An 18,254-nucleotide genomic window follows, 5' to 3' on the forward strand; every position below is an offset into this window, starting at 1 on the left:
CTAGAAAAATGCACCTGATTGCTTCCGAGGGGATAGCAAGGTTTGATCGCGCCACTCCAAGTTTTTCGGTGGCTCCTACAAGAGCGCCTCTCCAATTAACAGGAGGTCCCTCACGCACGGCCAGCCATAGCGCTATTCAACGACGGGCTCATGGAGAAGCCCCAAGAGTGCTGTTATTCGTGCCGCCCTACACACGCTTGGTCGAACCGGCCCCTGCAAATAGCGCCTTTACCGACATTGGCATCCATTCCTTTGAAGTAATGAAACGTGCTGGCACTCCTATAGGCTTGTTGCGTATCGCTACAGTAGCCAAACGTGCTGGTTACGATGTGCAGATTATCGACTCCCCTTTCGCCGGCTGGGAGCAGGAATCACGCTTGGTAGATTTGGATCAAGGCCACCTGCTGCGCTACGGACTGACTGACGAGCAGATACGTAAAATCATCGAAACAGCCCAACCTGACATTATTGGTATCCAGTGCAACTACACAGTGCAATGGGGCAACGCTAGAGCGTTGGCTGACCTCGCCAAATCCATCGATCCAAACCTGATACTAGTAACAGGAGGTGCCCACTCCAGTGGCGACTGGCAAAACGCCCTGCTGGATTCGGTATTCGACTTTGTCCTTATCAATGAAGCCGATCGTGCCTTCACTTTGTTACTCGACGCCCTGAGTCATCCCGGAGCCGATGTCTGTGGTGTTCCCGGGGTGGCCTACCGGGGTTCGCAGAACCAACTGATCCGACCATCACGCAAGTCCAGTTATTTGAGCATCGTGCCCAACCGCCAGGAACTGAGTGAGCGACTGGGTGTGATGCCGTTACCGGACTTTACCTTCCTGGACATGAATCACTACCTGCAGCCTTATCACTCTTCAGGAGCACGGGTACGCAAACACGGAGCCTGGGCCCAGATTTTTTCCACCATCGGCTGTAACGTGAACTGCAACTTCTGCTACATCCCTAAAGTCAATGGCCCATGGCGAGCGCTGGGCCTGGATTGGTTTGACCTGCATTTAACAGACCTAGTCAACCAGGGTGTCACCGAAGTACTGATTGAAGACGATCATCTGATGCACGATCCCTTGTATGCAATGGAAGTGGGACGTTTGTTGAAGAAACATGACTTGCCCTGGGTCGAGGAAGGCGGGTTAAGTCTGTTCAACCTGATACTCCTGCATCAAGGAGAACGCTTCCTCGCAGAACTAGATGACAAGGAGTTGAAAAGCCCTCAGTACCGTAATGTGATCGCGGCAATCAAAGGCGGTCTGACCGCTCGAGAGTTCATTCGCTCGATTGCTGAAAACGGCTGTTACAGCGTCTACCTGGCGGTAGAAAGTGCTAACGAAGATAGCTTGGTCAACTCCAACAAATCACGTTTCAACGCGATACAGCATGCCACCTTCGAAATCATCGAGATATTCACCGAACATGGCATCCAGGTAACCGGAGGGTTCATGCTGGGGTTCGTGAACCCACCAACCGTACCTGGCGCCAAGCCGTTCATAGAAAGCCTGGAGTTGATCGAAAGAACCACCGACTATGCAGTCAGATTGATGGGAGCTGGCATGGCATACGCCAACCCATTTATCGTCACGCCTATTCCTGGCACCGAGATGTGGGAATACCAGCAGCAATTTGTAGTGCGCCACTATGACAATGGCTGGTCTCACGAAAAAGCCACCATGGCTACCGAACAATGGAGTGCCGAGGACATCGAAAAAGCCAGGCTGGAGCTTTTGGTCCGGGCCAACGGCGCAAATCGGGTGAGAGAGATGGTCCGCCGCGGCACCTGGCCAGTAGACGCATAAGCACAACACCCTCTGCCCCACTGATCCGACAAGAAAAATCCCTCTGGAGCAGCCTGTAACCGGCATGGGATGATGCGCGCCTTCAATCCTGATGCCCGGAGGTTGTGCATGTCATCCCTAGCTAGAAAAGCCCTGGTCCTGGTGTTTGCCGCCGTGGCAAGCCTCGGTACGCTGAATGCCGTGGCCGCGGGCAAATCCACGGCCAAGCAGGCTGCGGGCGAAAAAGTCGCCTTGCTCGACGGCAAGCTGGCCTTCAGCCTGCCCAAGGGCTTCAGCGCCGCGACCCTGCCGGTGGGCGATGAAGCCAAGGGCACCGGTGGCGCCAGCGGTACGCTGTACGCCAATGACACAACCCGCACCGTGGTGATCGCGGCGCAGAACCGCATTCCCAACGGAGCCCAGGTCAAGGACAACGACACGGCGTTCCTGGATGACGCGGTCAGCGGTTTTCTCTCGCAGCAAGCCCAGGCCTTGCCGGATTTCAGCAAGCAGGCGGAAAAGAGCATGACCCTCAAGGGACTCGGGGTACGCCAGATCGACAGTACCGCGACCCAGGGCGGGGGGCTGACCCTGAACTCGACCCTGATTGCCGGTTCCGGCTCGCGCATGGCGGTGATCCAGGTCATTTCCCGGGCCGCCGACAAGGCCGGTCATGCGGCCTTGATGAAGCAGATTCTTGGTCAATGACCCAGCTTAGGGGGTCAGCCCCCGCAACCAGCGGTCCAGGTCCTGGATCTCCACTTCGCTGATGCTGTGCCCCATCCCCGGATAGGCATGGAACTGCGGCTCCAGCGCCAACCCCTGCAACAGGCGGTTGGCCTCGGCCCCATCGCTGTAGGGCAAGCGCTGGTCATTGGTGCCATGGCCGATGAAGATCCCCAGGCGTTGCAGCTGCGCACTGCCTTTGAGCTGTGAAGCCAGTTGCGGCAGGATCTTCCCGCTCAGGGCCGCGATACCGCGTACCGATTGCGGGTGGCGCAACCCGACCTCATAAGCCATCACGGCTCCCTGGCTGAACCCCACCAGCACCACCTTCCCAGGTTCGGTGTGGTACTTGGCCGCTGCCGCACGAACAAATTGCTCGATCAACCCGGCGCTGCTGGCCAGGTCTTCGCTGACGCCGTCATAAGGGCCCTGCCCCTTGCGCCGGAACCATTGGAAGCTGTCCTCATCGAGGGTCTGCGGCGCGCGGGCGGAGAGATAGGTGTAGGTCGCCGGCAGGCGCTCGTACAACCCGAACAGGTCGGCCTCGTTGCTGCCATAGCCATGCAGGAAGATCACCAACGGCTGATCATGGGTGCCTGCCGGGGTCTGCTCCAGATAGCGCAGTGGCAAGTCATCGTGCAACGCCGTATCGGCCTGCACAAAAGGCGCGGCCAACAGGGCCAGCAACGCCAGACAACGAATCATGGACGGCTCCTTGCTTGAAAAAATCAACGGCCAGAGCCTAGCACTGCCCGTCTGGCGGCAGCAGCCCCGCAGGCCCGGGATGAACCCCGGGATTGGACATCCCTTGCCAGGCAGGCCCGCCCCGCTTCAGTGATGCAAGCGCCAGAACCTGGCCTGCCAGGTGTCGGCCAGCCCACGCCAAGCCAGCGGCGCAAGCAGCAGCACCAGCACCAGGAACCCCACCTGGGACAGGTAGAAACTCGCCAGCCACTGGTCGTGTGCGGCGACATAGACGCTGTTGTGCAGGACGTCCAGCACGATGATCGCCAGGGTCAGCGCCAGCCCCCAGCGTGGGCGCAACCACAACAGCAGTACCGCCAGCGGATCGAACAGCGTCAGCGACCCCCAGAAGGCCCGGCTGGCCAGGGGCGTATCGCTGCCGTAGCCATAGTCCCAAAGCAGGCCGTGGGCGAAGGCCGCGTGCAGATGATTGAAGGTCGCCGCCAACAGGCACAGGGTGAACAACAGGCGGATGCACAGGGACAATCGAAACATGGCGCAAGCCTTGTGGGCCGCAAGAACCGGCCGGTGGGTGAAAGGCCCACGGCAAGATCGGCAGTGGGCGCTTCGCGGTGGGCAATGCCGGGTCAGTCGTTGACCAGCTTGCCATGGCGAATGGGTTCGCGGCCGGCGACCTTGGCCAGCCAGATCCCGGGCTGGGTGTAGCGCCCACGATCCAGGGCGAACAGCACGCCGCTGGTGCCGGCCCGGACAATACTGGCCTGGTCGCTCAACGGATCCACCACCTCGAACAAGGCGTCGCCGCGCTCGACCCACTCCCCGGCTTCACGCAGGAAGCTGACTACGCCATGGTGCGGGGCGAACAGGTACTCGGTGCCCTCGAACGACATGCCCTCGCAGCAGTCCTGCGGCGCCGTCGGCCAGTCGCCATCGATCAGCCCCTGTTCGGCGAGAAAGCCCAGGATGGCTTCGCAATTGGCCCGGGCCTGCGGCACCCGGGTGTCGCCCATGCTGCCCAGTTCCAGGGTGGTCGCCAGGTTGGCCGGGGGAATGGCTGCCCGAGGGTAGTCCCGAGCCAGGCGCAGCCAGGGCGATGAGCAGGACTCATCGAACGAGCTGCCGCCGGAGTCTTCGCACAACAGCGCTACGCCGGCCTTGAGCCGCGCGGCCAGGGAGCGCCACTGGGGCCAGTGCTGGGGCAAGGCGTAGAGGTGGATCGCCGCTTCGAAATCACAGTGCAAATCAAGGGTGATATCGGCATCGCAGGCGTGGCGCAGCAACAGGCGATGCAGGGCCTCCAGCTGCGAGGCCGGGGCGGGCAGCTCGTCCAGCACCTGGACCATGGCGCGACGGATCAGGACGATGTTGGCTTCGGCATCGTCTCCCAGTTGCTTGCCGACCAGGTCGCCCACCGGACCACTGAGTTCGACGAAGGCTCGGTTGAAGTTCTTGCCGCTGCCCAGCTCGAAGCGCCCCAGGTGACTGCCCTGCACCTGCTGGTCGAGGCCGATGGGGTTGGCCACGGGCACCAGCTCGACGGTGCATTGCAGGCGGCCATCACGCTCCAGCTCGCCCAGGCGCTGCTTGAGTTCCCAGGCGGTGCGCATGCCGGGCAGCTCATCGGCATGCAGGCTGGCCTGGATGTACACCTTGCGCGGGCCGCTGCCGAAGCGAAAGACGCTGAGCTGGCGCGACGTGCCCAAGTGACCCCAGGGCAGGGAGTGGTCGATGCGTTGCATGATGGCTCCGGAAAAAAGGCGTGGCGCAGGATAAAACAGTGGTGCATAAAAAAGGTGGCGACCGGAATCCGGTCGCCACCTTTTTTCATGCCAGCGGATTATTCGCCGTAGACGTCGAAATCGAAGTACTTGTCCTGCACCTCTTTGTACTTGCCGTTGGCGCGGATCTCGGTGATGGCGGTGTTGAATTTCTCCGCCAGCTCCTTGTCGCCCTTGCGCACGGCGATGCCGGCGCCGCCACCGAAGTACTTCGGATCGTTGTACTCAGGCCCGACGAAGGCGAAGCCCTTGCCGGCGTCGGTCTTGAGGAAACCGTCGTCGAGGTTGACCGAGTCCGCCAGCAATGCGTCGACGCGACCGGACACCATGTCCAGGTTGGCCTCCTGCTGGGAGCCGTAGCGCACCAGGTCGATCCCGGCCGGCATCAGGACTTCGGTCGCGAAACGGTCGTGGGTACTGGCACGCAGCACGCCGACCTTCTTGCCCTTGAGCTCGGTCAGCGGGTCCTTGATGGTGGTACCGGCCTTCATCACGAAGCGGGCCGGGGTGTGGTAGTACTTGATGGTGAAATCGACGTTCTTCTTGCGATCGTCGGTGATGGTCATGGACGACAGGATGGCGTCGATCTTCTTCACCTTCAACGCCGGGATCAGGCCGTCGAACTCCTGCTCGACCCAGGTGCACTTGGCTTTCATCTGCTCGCACAGGGCGTTGCCCAGGTCCACGTCGAAACCGGTGAGCTTGCCGTCGGGGGTCTTCATCGAGAAGGGTGGGTAACCGGCTTCGATACCGATGCGGATCGGCTTGGCCTCGTCGGCCGAAGCGGTGAAGGAAAACAGCGACAGTGCCAGGGCACCGAACAGCACAAACTTGTTCATTTATAACTCCAGGGGGTGGAGGTTTCTTGTTGGCAGAATTCGATTGTGGGCAAATCGAAGTGGCCAGCAGTCTAGAGTGGCTCCCGGGATGCAAATTGTGTTTATGCGACAAATACTTACATAAATAACGCAGCCTTGATCCAGGTCGGTTTTCCCTGCCCCAGGGTGGTGCGCCGATCTGTGCAACGCTGCATATCCGCCCGTAAACGATGCATCTGCCTGGCCGCGAATGCAGGGCCGACACCCGCCAGCCAACCTGCCTCCACGGTGAACGTGAAGCCCCACGTCGCCCTTTTTCGCGGGCGAGCCTCTTCGCCTCGTGTCGCCGCTGCCGCAGGCTGCGCACGGCTCGGCACGAGCCGCCAAACCTGCATCCGCGGTGCGCCTGCCAGAGCCCGTCGTCCGGTTTCACGGGCGCTGCCTCGCCCGCTCGGCAGCGGCTACAACAGGCGGTACGAGCCGCACGCGATAGACCTGAGGCTGCAGCTCAGTCCTCGGGCTTGCGCAGCAGGTAGGTGTCCATGATCCAGCCGTGGGCCTGGCGGGCTTCGAGGCGGACCCGGCGGATCTCATCGGCCACATCGTCGAGACGACCGCTGATGAGGATTTCATCCGCCGTCCCCAGGTAGGCCCCCCAATAGATGTCCAGGTCCTGGCTGCGCAGTTGCCGATAGGAATCCTCGGCATCGAGCATCACCACCTGGGTATCGGCATCCCCGCCCTGCCCTGCGGCCAGGCGGCGTCCGGTGGTGATTTCCAGTGAACGGCCGATGCGGTTCAACGGCACCTTGTGCTGCGCGGCCAGGGCCTGGACGCTGGTGATCCCGGGGATGACCTGGTATTCGAAGTGCGCCGCGCCGCTGGCCAGGATCTGCTGCAGGATGCGCAAGGTGCTGTCGTACAGCGCCGGATCGCCCCAGGCCAGGAATGCCCCGGTTTGCCCCTCTGCCAGTTCCTGGTTGATCAGGCGTTCGAAGACCTGCTGCTTGTCGCGATTGAGGGCCTGGACACTGGCCTGGTAGTCCACATCGCCACGCTGGCGCTCCGGGGTCTGGGCTTCGACGAAACGATAAGGCCGCTCGGTGATATAGCGCTCGCACAACTGGCGGCGCAGATCGATCAGCGAGTCCTTGCTCGGCCCCTTGTCCATCAGGAACACCACATCGCAACGGTTCAGTGCCTTGATCGCCTGGATCGTGATGTAGTCAGGGTTGCCGGCGCCGATGCCGATCACCAGGAGGGTTTTCATCTGAGGGAGCTCTCGCTGCTGTGCCAATGGGCAAGTATGGGCTGCCTGGACATCATGGGAAATGCCGGCAGGCGAATCGTCACGACCGGCGATCCAGGCGCAGGCGCCAGCGCCCGGCGTGGCTCAGGTCGAGCCGCGACAGCGGTTCGACATCGATCAGGTTGAAACTGCACAAGGGCGCCTGCAGGACGGTGAGCAACACCGCGCGCAACACCAGCGGATGGGTTACGGCCAGCCAGCGCCCGGGGCGTTGTGCCATGTCCTCCAGCCAATGCGCCGTGCGCTGGCACAACTGGGCCACCGACTCGCCGCCGGGCGGTGCCCATTGCGGGTCTGCCAGCCAGGCCTGCAAGGCCTCTGGCTGCTGCGCCTGCACCTCATCGATCGACAGGCCCTGCCAGGCGCCACAGGCGCAATCGCGCAAGGCCTGCTCGACCACGCAGTCGGCACTGAACAACGCGGCGCTCTGCCGGGTGCGCAGTTCCGGGCCGCACAGCACCCGGGTACCCGGCCCGATCTCGGCCGCCCGGCTCAGCGCCTGGGCTTGCCAATCCAGCTCCAAGGGCTCGTCCACGGGAAAACGCGCCAGCTTCTGTGCAACGGTGCGGGCATGGCAGATCAGGGTCAGACGGGTAGCCTGCACGGCAAGCGCTCCAGTGTTGAAGAGGGCAGATCCTACACCAGCCGGCACCACAAGACGCTCGGCTGGCAAAGGCCCCCGGTCAGCGGAAGAACTCCCCCGGGGTCGTGTCGAATTGCTGGCGAAACGCAGCAATGAAGGCCGAAGTCGAATCGTAGCCGCAAGCCAGCGCGACATCGGTGACCCGCTCGCCCTGCTCCAGCGGCGTCAGGGCGCTCAGCAAGCGCAGGCGCTGGCGCCAGGCGCGAAAGGTCAGCCCGGTATCCTTGAGGAACAATCGACTGAGGGTCTTCTCGGTCACCCCAAGCTTCTCGCCCCACTGCCCCAGGGTGGTCTGTTGCTCCGGATGGGCCTGCAGGCTGCGGTAGATCGAGCGCAAGCGCACGTCATGGGGCAATGGCAGCATCAGGTCCAGCTGCGGTGCGGCGGCCAGTTGATCCAGCAGCACCTGGACCAGGCGACCGTCGGCGCTGTCCCGGACGTACTCCACCGGCAACTCGCTGAAGGCACGGATCAGCTCGCGCAGCAGGTCGCTGACCGCCAGCACCTGGCAACTCTCGGTGGCAGCCCAGGTGGTGACGCTGCAATCCAGGTACAGGCTGCGCATTTCGGTGCTCGGCGAACTGAACACCCGGTGCGGCACTCCAGCGGGAATCCACACGGCCCGCTGCGGCGGTGCGATGAAACGCCCGCCGCTGGTCTGGATCTCCAGCACCCCGGCAATCGCATAGGACAACTGCACCCAGGGATGGCTATGGCGCCGGGTCAGGGCCCGATTGGGCAGGGATTCGGTACGCCCGTACACCGGTCGCGGCAAGCTCGGAAGACCGGGAATACTGCGCCGTACGATCTTTTCATGTCCTTTAGGCGGCATTAACTGGCTCGTTGGCGTTAGTCGGTAGATGGCAGTCACGTTAGAGTCGCCCCATCGCTCTTGGCAACCCCCCGGATGATCACGCTCATGACCCGCTCTCGTCTTTTGCCCGACAACTTTACCCTGACCCTGATCGGCGTGGTTCTGCTGGCCAGCTTCCTGCCTGCCAGCGGCCAGGTGGCAGTGGGCTTCGGTTGGCTGACCAACATCGCCATTGGCCTGTTGTTCTTTCTTCACGGCGCCAAGCTGTCGCGCGAGGCGATCATCGCCGGAGCCGGCCACTGGCGCCTGCACTTGCTGGTTTTCGGCCTGACCTTCGTACTGTTCCCGTTGCTGGGGCTGGCCCTCAAGCCGTTGCTGTCACCCCTGGTGGGCAAGGATTTGTACCTGGGCATGCTCTACCTGTGCGCCCTGCCGGCCACGGTGCAATCGGCGATCGCCTTCACCTCCCTGGCCCGGGGCAATATCCCGGCGGCCATCTGCAGCGCCGCGGCCTCGAGCCTGTTCGGGATCTTCCTCACCCCACTGCTGGTGACCCTGCTGCTCAACGTGCATGGCGATAGTGGCTCGACCCTGGACGCGATCATCAAGATCAGCGTGCAACTGCTGCTGCCGTTCATTGCCGGGCAGGTCGCCCGGCGCTGGATCGGTGCCTGGGTAGGACGCAACAAGAACTGGCTGAAGTTCGTCGACCAGGGCTCGATCCTGCTGGTGGTCTACGGTGCATTCAGCGAGGCGGTGAACGAAGGCATCTGGCAGCAGATACCGCTATGGGACCTGGCCGGCCTGGTAGTGGCCTGCTGCATCCTGCTGGGCCTGGTATTGCTGGCCTCCAGCTTCCTGGGCAAGCTGCTGGGCTTCGACCAGCCAGACCGCATCACCATCTTGTTCTGCGGCTCGAAGAAGAGCCTGGCCACCGGCGTGCCCATGGCCCAGGTGCTGTTCGCCGGCAGTACCATGGGCGTGTTGATCCTGCCGTTGATGCTGTTCCATCAGATCCAGTTGATGGTCTGTGCGGTACTGGCCCAGCGCTACGCCAAGCGCCCGGAGTCGGTGGTCGAACTGATGGGCCAGGTCGACCCGTAGCCCGCGCTGCAAGGCGGCTCGGCAACGGGCTGGGGCTGCACGTGCGTGGCGGTGAAGATCACGCAATGGCATGATGCGGCGGCGAAAATCACCAAGGACCGCTGATGTTTCCCCATCGAGTCAAGGCGCCAACCCAGGCTAACCTGCGCCTGCAGGTCGGTGCCCGACTGGAGGCCGATCCGCGAGTCCGGGTCATCATCCAGTGGCACAGCGTCGAACAATACGATTGCCAACTGCTGGAACAGATCGATGCCCTCTGCGCACGTTATGGCGAGCGCATCACCGTGCGTTTCTACAACCACTATTCGAGCAGAGGTTTTGATGGCCGGACCTTGCTCGCCCTGCCCAACGTCCACTCATTGAGCCTGGACGGCCTCGAAACCCTGGACCATTTCCAGGCCATTGGCAGCCTGCACCAACTCAGGGAGCTTGCCCTGGAAGTCTTCCGGGCCGATATGCCCGGGCTTCTGGCCCTGCCCAACCTCGAACGCCTGCACAGCCTGCGGCTCTCCCTGGAGCAGGGTCCAGCCATCGATCTGGCGCCGATTGCCCGTATGCTCGAATTGCACTGTCTGCACATCAACCCAAAGGGTCATGGTCTGGAGATTCTGCGCCAGTGTCCGAGCATCAGCGCCCTGAGCCTGCATCGCCTGCCGGCCAAGACAACCCTGGGGATGGTCGCCGACATGAGCGGCCTGCGCAGTCTGTCGGTGGCCTTCAGCAGCCGTGAGCAGATGCCCGAGCTGCATAGTCCCTACGTCAGGGAGCTGGAGATCAGGCGCGTGCGTGGCCTCAACCGTCTGGACCTGGACAGTTTTCCACAGCTTGACGTGCTGAAGATCGAGGATCAGGCGCAGTTGAGCCGGCTGGACCTTGGCGGGGCACCGCAGTTGCGCAAGATGAGCCTGATCAACCTCAAGACCCTGGGAGAACTCAGCGGCCTGAAAACCTCGAACATCACTGACCTGCGCATCATCAGGACGCCAGAGCTGGATGTACTGACACTGATCGACAACCAATTGCCGCCCGGCATGCAGTACCTCAATCTGCTCAGTGGCAAACACACCGTGGACAAACAGATCGAAGCCCGGCAACTGCAACTGGGCATCCCGCAACCCGGCGGCCCGTTTTGACCGCAGCCCTTTCGCAGGAGCTAGCAGGCTCGCGTAGGGCATCAACGATAGCGCTCACCCACAGGGAGCATGCGGTACTTTGGCAGCATCACGAGCACGCTCGCTCCTACAGATCACCCTGCCCCCTTTTTGGACCTGATACGGAGATCCCATGTCCTTTGTTCCTCGCTTCACCGAACTGCTGCTGACTCACCTGCAACAGGAAGAACGCCAGCGCATCCTCAAATCCATCGTCGTAGCCGTCGCTCCCGAGCTGTGGCTGAGCCTGGAATCGGCGGCGTTGCTGGACATCAATCGCGACCACTTCGGCCTCGGCGGCCAGTTCGATGAACGCGAAGACTACCGCCCCTGCTCCGACCAACCGCCGCGCAGCAACGTCCCTCGCTGGCTGATCGCCGCCGAGCGACGCAAGGTGGATATCTGGGTCGAGGACAGCTACGGCGAACAGCCCTCCACCGCCATCGAATTCAAGGTGATACACAACAACAAGAATGCGTATGACAAGATTCGGCAAATTCGCGGGGACCTGATCAAGCCAATTCCCCACACCTCCCCTGACGAACACATCGAACGCTGGGGCATTGTGCTGCTGACCTACTCGCGCTTCTACAGCGACCAACAAGGCAACTATGTCTACGCCGAGTTCGCCAACCGTGAGGCCTTTCTCCAAGCCTTCAGGCATGCACTGAGCGATCACGCTGACCGTTACAAGGGCACCCCCGAGCTGGAACTGGCGATGGAGCCGGTTCAGGTCGCCGATCTGGAAGGCGCCCATTACATCGAATCGGGAAAAGAGGCCGGGGTGTATCTGGCACTGGTCAGGTGCAAGGCCTGAGGCTCGCTCCAGAGCACCAACGGCAGCGGTCTATCACGGGCACCCCTGGAGCAGATTGACACTCCACGGCTGTGCTAATGTTCGCCATCCCGTCCCTGAAGCCCTGCCCATGCCCATCACCGAAAATCTCCTGGCCTTCACCCTGGCCGCCACCCTGCTGACCCTGACCCCGGGCCTGGATACCGCCCTGGTGCTGCGCACCGCCACGGTGGAAGGCAAGCAACAGGCGCTGCGCGCAGCGTTGGGGATCAATGCCGGCTGCCTGTTGTGGGGCGCGGCGGTGGCCTTCGGCCTGGGCGCCTTGATTGCGGTGTCGGAGCTGGCCTTCAATCTGCTCAAGTACTGCGGCGCCGCCTACCTGGCCTGGCTGGGGCTGAACATGCTGCTGCGCCCGCGCCGCACCTTTGCCCCCGCAGGCACCGACGCCAAGCCCGGTGCCAACTGGTTTCTCAAGGGCATGCTGGGCAATGTGCTCAATCCCAAGGTGGGGATTTTCTATGTGTCCTTTCTGCCGCAGTTCATTCCCCAGGGGCAGCCGCTGGTGGCCTGGACCTTCGCCCTGGTGAGCATCCATGTGATGCTCGGGCTGATCTGGTCACTGCTGCTGATTGGCGCCACTCGCTCCCTGAGCGGGGTGTTGCGACGGGAAAAGGTGATTCAGTGGATGGATCGCACCACCGGCATGATCTTCGTGCTATTCGCAGCTCGCCTGGCCCTGAGCAGGCGCTGAGAAACCGCTCCCAGCCACTGCCTGGCGCTCTCGAAACCCACCGCAGGCACGCCGAGACGGCCGCTCAGGCTTGGTTTTCGCGCCGATACTGCTGCCATTGCGCCCAGCAGTCCTCGGCCACCAGATCGCGATAGCCCCGCTCGTTTTCCATGCTCAGTGCTACCTCCACCGGCAACGCGATACAGGCGGCGCTATCACGAATCTCCAGCACTTCGGCTTCGGTCAGGGGCATGCCCTTGGTGGTCTCGGCATTCAGCAGCACCGCCACCAACGCTGGCACGAACACAAGGCAAAGCTGATCGGTCATGACTCATCTCCAGGTGCGAGGCAAAAGGCCGAGAGCCTACACAAATCGCACCGACGCAGCCATCGAGCGATGGCCGGACAGGCCCATTTATCCCTCAGCCAGCACGGCCCCCCGCTCCTCCAGCAACTTCACAAAACTGCTCAAGCTCTGGGACACGGTGCCGCGCCGCCAGACCAGCCAGGTGCGCAGGAAACGAAAGCGCGGGGACAACGGCCAGACACTCACCGTGGCGCAGCCGGGCATGCTTTCCAGCATGCTGCGGGGCATTAGCGCCAACCCGGCACCGGCACTGACGCACGCCAGCATGCCGTGGTAGGACTCCATCTCGTGGATCTTGCCCGGCACCGCAGAGTCCTGGGTGAACCAGCTTTCGAAGTGATGACGATAGGAGCAGTTGGCGCGAAAGGCGTAGATGCTTTCACCGTTGACCTCCTGCGCCCGGGTGATGGGCGCATGGCCCAGGGGCGCGATCAGGACCATTTCCTCCTCGAACACCGGCAGCCCTTCCAGGGTCGGATGGCGCACCGGGCCATCGACGAACGCGGCCACCAATCGGCCGGACAAGACCCCTTCGATCATGGTCCCCGAAGGACCGGTGGACAGGTCCAGTTCGACCTTGGCGTATTGCTGGTTATAGGCCGCCAGCAGGGCCGGGATGCGCACCGCTGCCGTGCTCTCCAGGGAGCCCAGGGCAAAAGGGCCCTGGGGCTCTTCGCCGGCCACGGTCAGGCGCGCCTCGGCCACCAGGTCGAGGATGCGCCGGGCATAGTCGAGGAAGTTCCAGCCGGCGGGCGACAGGCGCATCCGGCTCTTTTCGCGGATGAACAGCTCCACGCCCAAATCCTGCTCCAGCTGCTTGATGCGCGTGGTCAGGTTCGACGGCACCCGATGGATCAACTGCGCCGCAACGCTGATGCTGCCCTGCTCGGCAACGGCCTTGAAAATCTCCAGCTGGACCAGGTCCATTTCATTCTCCAATCGTGAACGACTTGCTCAATATTATTCAGTTTTCAGAAAACAATCAGCCCCGTAACCTGCCGCCATTCCCACCTTGCAGGACGGTGCCATGACCTCTGTTTCCAGCCATACCCACGCCCTGTCGATCAACCCCGCCACCGGCGAGCAGATCGGCGCCTACCCTTACCAGTCCGAATCCGAGCTGGATGCCGCCCTGGAGCGCGCCAGCCGCAGCTTCGCTCAATGGAAGCGCCAGGACATCAGCGAGCGTGCCGGGCGCCTGGTTGCCCTGGCCCAGGTCCTGCGCGACAACAGCGAGGCCCTGGCCCGCATGATCACCCGGGAAATGGGCAAGCCGGTGCCCCAGGCCCGGGGCGAAATCGAGAAATGCGCCCAGTTGTGCCTGTGGTACGCCGAGCACGGCCCGGCCATGCTCGCCCCGGAAGCGACCCTGGTGGAGAACGACAAAGCGCGTATCGAGTACCGGCCGCTGGGGCCGATCCTGGCAGTGATGCCATGGAACTTCCCGATCTGGCAGGTGCTGCGTGGCGCCGTACCGACGCTGCTGGCGGGCAACACCTACGTGCTCAAGCACGCGCCAAACGTCATGGGCAGTGCCCACCTGTTGCTGGAGGCCATGCACCAGGCCGGCTTTGCTGAAGGCGTCTTCGAGCTGATCAACGTCACCCCGGACGGCGTATCCCGGGCCACCGCCGATCGCCGTATCGCCGCCGTGACCCTGACCGGCAGCGTGCGCGCCGGCATCGCCATCGGTGCCCAGGCCGGCGCCGCGCTGAAGAAATGCGTGTTGGAACTGGGCGGTTCCGACCCCTTGATCGTGCTCGACGACGCCGACCTGGACGAAGCGGTCAAGGCGGCGGTAGTCGGTCGCTACCAGAACACCGGGCAGGTCTGCGCCGCTGCCAAGCGCCTGATCGTCGAGCAAGGCGTGGTGGAGGAATTCACCCGCCGTTTCGTCGAAGCCACCCGCGCCCTGGTGATGGGCGACCCATTGGCCAACGACACCTATATCGGCCCCATGGCCCGCTTCGACCTGCGCGATGAATTGCACCAGCAGGTCCAGGCGACCCTGGCCGAAGGTGCCACCCTGCTGCTGGGGGGTGACAAGCAAGCGGGCGCCGGCAACTATTACCTGCCCACGGTGCTGGCCGACGTTACCGACCAGATGACCTCGTTCAAAGAGGAGCTGTTCGGCCCGGTGGCCTCGATCATCACCGCCCGTGACGCCCGGCACGCCCTGGAACTGGCCAACGACAGCGACTTCGGCCTGACCGCGAGCCTCTTCACCGCCGACCTGGAACGCGCCCGGCAGATGACCGACGAGTTGGAAACCGGCGGCGTGTTCATCAACGGCTACAGCGCCAGCGACCCTCGGGTCACCTTCGGCGGCGTGAAGAAAAGCGGCTTCGGTCGTGAACTCTCGCACTTCGGCGTGCGCGAATTCTGCAACGCCCAGACGGTATGGCTGGATCGTCGCTGAGCGCAGCAATAGGCCAGCGACCGGAACGGACCTGCCAAGGTCCGTTCTGCCCAAGGGCGGCTCGGGCACACCTGGTCGGTATCATCGGCGGAGTGCAGAAAACGCCTTACAGCCCTTCCAGCACAATCCTGCTGTTTTTCAGAATCTTCCTGAATCCCTCCATCCAGGTGCTTTTTTATCATGCGCTTTTTCCATCGCCTGGAAGCCTGGTATGCGCACCCCCGTACAGAAGTTCATCGTTCGCCTTCCCCACGAACTGCATACGCAACTCAAGCGCATGGCCAAACAGCAGAACCGCAGCATGAATCACGAATTGATCGATCGCCTGGAAAAATCGCTGGTCAACGACGATATCCGCAACATCGATGAACAACTGGTGACCCTGCTGCTGCACAGGATCGAGTTCCTGGAAAAGCGCCTCGAATCCCTGCAAAAGGACCGGCATGAACCATGACGCCGGGCCGCCCCTGGCCGATGCCTGACGTCAAACCGGCCTCCTGATGCTCTCCCGCCTTTACCCCGGCGCCGCAGCTTGTATGATGGCGCCTGCCTAAAATCACCTGTCGAGTGCCGCCCTGCGCGGGCCCGATACCCCGTTGTCGCCCCTGTCTGCACCCCACGCATGCCGGTCCCTGGAACTGCCCTGGTATCGCCACCGGACAGGCGCGTGCCCAAGGAATGTCCATGACCCCGATCCGCCCCTTAGCCCTGGCGCCAGAACGCACTGCCGGGCCGACCCTCAATCGCCTGGCCCTGGGCCTGCTGCTGGCTGGCACTGCGGGCGCTGCCAGCGCCGCTACCGAGTTGCCGACCCAGACCGTGAGCGCCCGCCAGGATTACGGCTACCGCAGCGACAGCGCCTCGGTGGCCAGCTTCGACGAGGCACCGCTGCTGGATACCCCGGCCTCCATCAGCGTGATCAACGAGGACATGATCAAGGACCAACAAGCCCGCCTGCTCAGTGAAGTCCTGCGCAACGATGCCTCGGTGGGCCAGAGCTACGCCCCCGTGGGCTACTACGAGAATTTCGAGGTGCGTGGCTTCTCGCTGAATGCCGCCAGCAGCTACAAGATCAATGGCCGGACCATCACCGGCGAGCAGAACGTGGCCCTGGAAAACAAGCAGCGGGTCGAGGTGCTCAAGGGCCTGTCCGGCTTGCAGAGCGGGGTCAGCGAGCCCGGCGGGCTGATCAACTACGTGACCAAGCGGCCCACGGATATTCGCTCGGTCACCGTCTCCACCGATGATCGCGGTAGCGGCTACCTGGCCACCGATGTCGGCGGCTGGTTTGGCAGCGAGCAGCAGTTCGGCCTGCGGGCCAACCTGGCCCACGAAGACCTGCACTCCTATGTCGAACACGCCAATGGCCAACGGGATTTCGCCTCCCTGGCTTTCGACTGGAACATCAGCCCCAACGCCCTGCTGCAACTGGACATCGAATACCAGAACAAGGAGCAGCGCTCGGCCCCCGGCTACCAGTTGCTGGGCGGTACGGCCCTGCCGCACCACGCCTCGCCGAAGAAGCTGCTGGCCCACCAGAGCGGCTCGAAGCCGGTGACCAACGAATCGTTGAACATCAGCGGCAACTTCGAGTACCGCTTCAACGATGACTGGAAGGGCAACCTGAGCGCCTCGCGTAGCCGGGTGGTGATCGATGACTACAGCTCGTTTGCGTGGGGTGGCTGCACCACCGGCTGCATCAATGACAATGGCAACTACTTCAGCCCTGAGGGCAACTACGACATCTACGATTTCCGCAGCCCCGACGACACCCGACGCAACGACGAAGTGCAGGCAGTGCTCAGTGGTCGCTTCGATGCAGGAGGACTGGGCCATGAGCTGAGTCTGGGCACCAGTGCGTTCAGGCGGGTAGTGAACAATCGCGATCAGGTGATGCACCCCATCGGCGATGGCAATATCGATAGCGAACCGGCTGATTTCTCTCGCTACAACGGCCCGCTCGGTGACTCACATCGACGCCTGGACAGCCGCCAGTATGGGCTCTTCCTCAGTGATCGCATCAGTTTCAACGAGCAATGGCAAACCGTCCTGGGTGGTAGAGAAGTACGCCTGGATGAAAAAGCCTCCAACACCCTGAGTGGCACGGATCGCCACACCCAGCGCTATATGTTCCTGCCCCAGGCGGCGCTGATCTACAAGCCGATGGCCAACCTGTCGCTCTACACCCAGTACGGCAAGGGCCTGTCCCTGGGCGGGCAGGCCCCCTGGTTCATTACCACTAATAAATTCGAAATCCTGGCCCCCACCGTGTCACGGCAGATCGAGACCGGGATCAAGTACGACTGGCAGCGCATGAGCTTCACCGCCGCGTTGTTCCAGATGCGCCAGGCCTACCAGTACGCACGCCCGGACGGCAATGGCCAGTTCACCTACATCCAGCAAGGCCAGCAGAAGAACACCGGCCTGGAGCTCTCGGCCAATGGCTGGGCCACCCAGCGCCTGCAGGTCGCCGCCAGCGTCGCGGCGATTCGCGCGCGGGTCGAAGGCACCGGCACCCCGGCCTACGAAGGCCACCAGGCCCTCAACGTGCCACGCCTGCGAGCCAGCCTCCAGGGCGACTACGCCCTGCCCTGGCTCGACGGCCTGGCCCTGCTGGGCGGAATGCAATACAGCGCCAGCAAGTACGCCGACCGCACGGGCAACGTCAGCGCCGGCAGCTACGCGATCTTCAACATCGGCAGCCGCTACAGCACCCGCATCGATGGTTACGACACGGTGTTCCGCCTGACCGTGGACAACCTGTTCGACAAGCGCTACTGGCGTGACGTCGGCGAATACCTGGGCGACGACTACCTGTTCCAGGGCGCACCGCTGACCGCCCGCCTGAGCGCCTCGATCAACTTCTGACTCCGCGCCTCGTCCCAAAGCCTGCGCCAGCGGCCACACAAAACACCTGTAGCCGCTGCCGAGCCCGCGAGACTGCGACCGGGCGCGCAGCGCCCGCAAACCCAGGCGACACGATTTACCGGCCCTACGCCTCGTCCCGAGGCGTACGCAGCCTGCGCCAGCGCCTACACGAAGCCTTGGCCGCCATCTGCCCTCGCGATAAGGCCATCTCCAATCTGCACGACCGGCACCACATT

The 18,254-nt window shown here is 62.9% G+C and carries 18 protein-coding genes; 9 read left to right on the plus strand and 9 right to left on the minus strand.

Annotated elements, in window-relative coordinates; all coding sequences use genetic code 11:
• Positions 1 to 8: 8 nt before the first annotated feature.
• Positions 9 to 1,811: a B12-binding domain-containing radical SAM protein gene (locus C4K39_RS28530; RefSeq protein WP_068582455.1), complete on the plus strand. Its 1,803-nt coding sequence runs from the start codon at positions 9 to 11 to the stop codon at positions 1,809 to 1,811.
• A gap of 108 nt (positions 1,812 to 1,919) precedes the next feature.
• Positions 1,920 to 2,498, plus strand: coding sequence for a DcrB/PsbP domain-containing protein (locus tag C4K39_RS28535; RefSeq protein WP_068582452.1), 579 nt, complete (start codon positions 1,920 to 1,922; stop codon positions 2,496 to 2,498).
• A gap of 6 nt (positions 2,499 to 2,504) precedes the next feature.
• Here the strand turns inward: C4K39_RS28535 and C4K39_RS28540 are convergent, their stop codons facing one another.
• The 7 genes from C4K39_RS28540 to C4K39_RS28570 form a co-directional block, all read right to left on the minus strand.
• The gene (locus C4K39_RS28540; RefSeq protein ID WP_124348044.1) at positions 2,505 to 3,221 is read right to left on the minus strand and encodes an alpha/beta hydrolase; all 717 of its coding nucleotides are present in this window, start codon (positions 3,219 to 3,221) and stop codon (positions 2,505 to 2,507) included.
• Between the two features lie 126 nt (positions 3,222 to 3,347).
• Positions 3,348 to 3,755: a hypothetical protein gene (locus C4K39_RS28545; protein ID WP_124348045.1), complete on the minus strand. Its 408-nt coding sequence runs from the start codon at positions 3,753 to 3,755 to the stop codon at positions 3,348 to 3,350.
• A 92-nt stretch (positions 3,756 to 3,847) separates the two neighbouring features.
• Entirely contained in the window at positions 3,848 to 4,960 is a 1,113-nt protein-coding gene (locus C4K39_RS28550; protein WP_124348046.1) for a succinylglutamate desuccinylase/aspartoacylase family protein, read from the minus strand.
• Positions 4,961 to 5,058: 98 nt separating this feature from the next.
• Positions 5,059 to 5,838, minus strand: a complete 780-nt coding sequence (locus tag C4K39_RS28555) for an ABC transporter substrate-binding protein (RefSeq protein WP_068582439.1) — start codon at positions 5,836 to 5,838, stop codon at positions 5,059 to 5,061.
• A 487-nt stretch (positions 5,839 to 6,325) separates the two neighbouring features.
• Positions 6,326 to 7,087, minus strand: coding sequence for a precorrin-6A synthase (deacetylating) (gene cobF / locus C4K39_RS28560; RefSeq protein ID WP_068582437.1), 762 nt, complete (start codon positions 7,085 to 7,087; stop codon positions 6,326 to 6,328).
• Between the two features lie 79 nt (positions 7,088 to 7,166).
• A complete protein-coding gene (locus C4K39_RS28565; protein ID WP_124348047.1) occupies positions 7,167 to 7,730 on the minus strand; it encodes a histidine phosphatase family protein in 564 nt (187 codons plus the stop codon).
• A 79-nt stretch (positions 7,731 to 7,809) separates the two neighbouring features.
• On the minus strand, positions 7,810 to 8,601 hold the full coding sequence (locus tag C4K39_RS28570; protein WP_124348048.1) for an AraC family transcriptional regulator: 792 nt from the start codon (positions 8,599 to 8,601) through the stop codon (positions 7,810 to 7,812).
• 87 nt (positions 8,602 to 8,688) lie between these two features.
• Here C4K39_RS28570 and C4K39_RS28575 point away from each other — a divergent pair, with 87 nt between their 5' ends.
• The 4 genes from C4K39_RS28575 to C4K39_RS28590 all read left to right on the plus strand — a co-directional run bounded on the left by C4K39_RS28575 (position 8,689) and on the right by C4K39_RS28590 (position 12,385).
• A complete protein-coding gene (locus C4K39_RS28575; RefSeq protein ID WP_068582428.1) occupies positions 8,689 to 9,687 on the plus strand; it encodes a bile acid:sodium symporter family protein in 999 nt (332 codons plus the stop codon).
• 104 nt (positions 9,688 to 9,791) lie between these two features.
• A complete protein-coding gene (locus C4K39_RS28580; RefSeq protein WP_124348049.1) occupies positions 9,792 to 10,820 on the plus strand; it encodes a hypothetical protein in 1,029 nt (342 codons plus the stop codon).
• A gap of 151 nt (positions 10,821 to 10,971) precedes the next feature.
• On the plus strand, positions 10,972 to 11,655 hold the full coding sequence (locus tag C4K39_RS28585) for a hypothetical protein (RefSeq protein ID WP_124348050.1): 684 nt from the start codon (positions 10,972 to 10,974) through the stop codon (positions 11,653 to 11,655).
• Positions 11,656 to 11,764: 109 nt separating this feature from the next.
• Positions 11,765 to 12,385 (plus strand): LysE family translocator, encoded by a 621-nt coding sequence (locus C4K39_RS28590; RefSeq protein ID WP_068582419.1) that lies wholly within the window; start codon positions 11,765 to 11,767, stop codon positions 12,383 to 12,385.
• 64 nt (positions 12,386 to 12,449) lie between these two features.
• Here C4K39_RS28590 and C4K39_RS28595 read toward each other — a convergent pair whose 3' ends face one another.
• Together C4K39_RS28595 and ptrR are read right to left on the minus strand one after the other, a co-directional pair.
• Positions 12,450 to 12,692: a hypothetical protein gene (locus C4K39_RS28595; RefSeq protein ID WP_068582416.1), complete on the minus strand. Its 243-nt coding sequence runs from the start codon at positions 12,690 to 12,692 to the stop codon at positions 12,450 to 12,452.
• Between the two features lie 87 nt (positions 12,693 to 12,779).
• Positions 12,780 to 13,658: a putrescine utilization regulator PtrR gene (ptrR, locus tag C4K39_RS28600; protein WP_124348051.1), complete on the minus strand. Its 879-nt coding sequence runs from the start codon at positions 13,656 to 13,658 to the stop codon at positions 12,780 to 12,782.
• 100 nt (positions 13,659 to 13,758) lie between these two features.
• On the opposite strand from ptrR, the gene C4K39_RS28605 reads away from it, so the two are divergent.
• The 3 genes from C4K39_RS28605 (at position 13,759) to C4K39_RS28615 (ending at position 18,018) form a co-directional block, all read left to right on the plus strand.
• The gene (locus C4K39_RS28605; RefSeq protein WP_124348052.1) at positions 13,759 to 15,150 is read left to right on the plus strand and encodes an aldehyde dehydrogenase family protein; all 1,392 of its coding nucleotides are present in this window, start codon (positions 13,759 to 13,761) and stop codon (positions 15,148 to 15,150) included.
• A 211-nt stretch (positions 15,151 to 15,361) separates the two neighbouring features.
• The gene (locus tag C4K39_RS28610; RefSeq protein ID WP_068582407.1) at positions 15,362 to 15,604 is read left to right on the plus strand and encodes an Arc family DNA-binding protein; all 243 of its coding nucleotides are present in this window, start codon (positions 15,362 to 15,364) and stop codon (positions 15,602 to 15,604) included.
• A gap of 230 nt (positions 15,605 to 15,834) precedes the next feature.
• Positions 15,835 to 18,018 (plus strand): TonB-dependent siderophore receptor, encoded by a 2,184-nt coding sequence (locus C4K39_RS28615; RefSeq protein WP_124348053.1) that lies wholly within the window; start codon positions 15,835 to 15,837, stop codon positions 18,016 to 18,018.
• Positions 18,019 to 18,254: the final 236 nt, after the last annotated feature.

It is taken from the genome of Pseudomonas sessilinigenes (assembly GCF_003850565.1).
In the GTDB taxonomy this organism is placed as follows: Bacteria; Pseudomonadota; Gammaproteobacteria; order Pseudomonadales; family Pseudomonadaceae; genus Aquipseudomonas; species Aquipseudomonas sessilinigenes.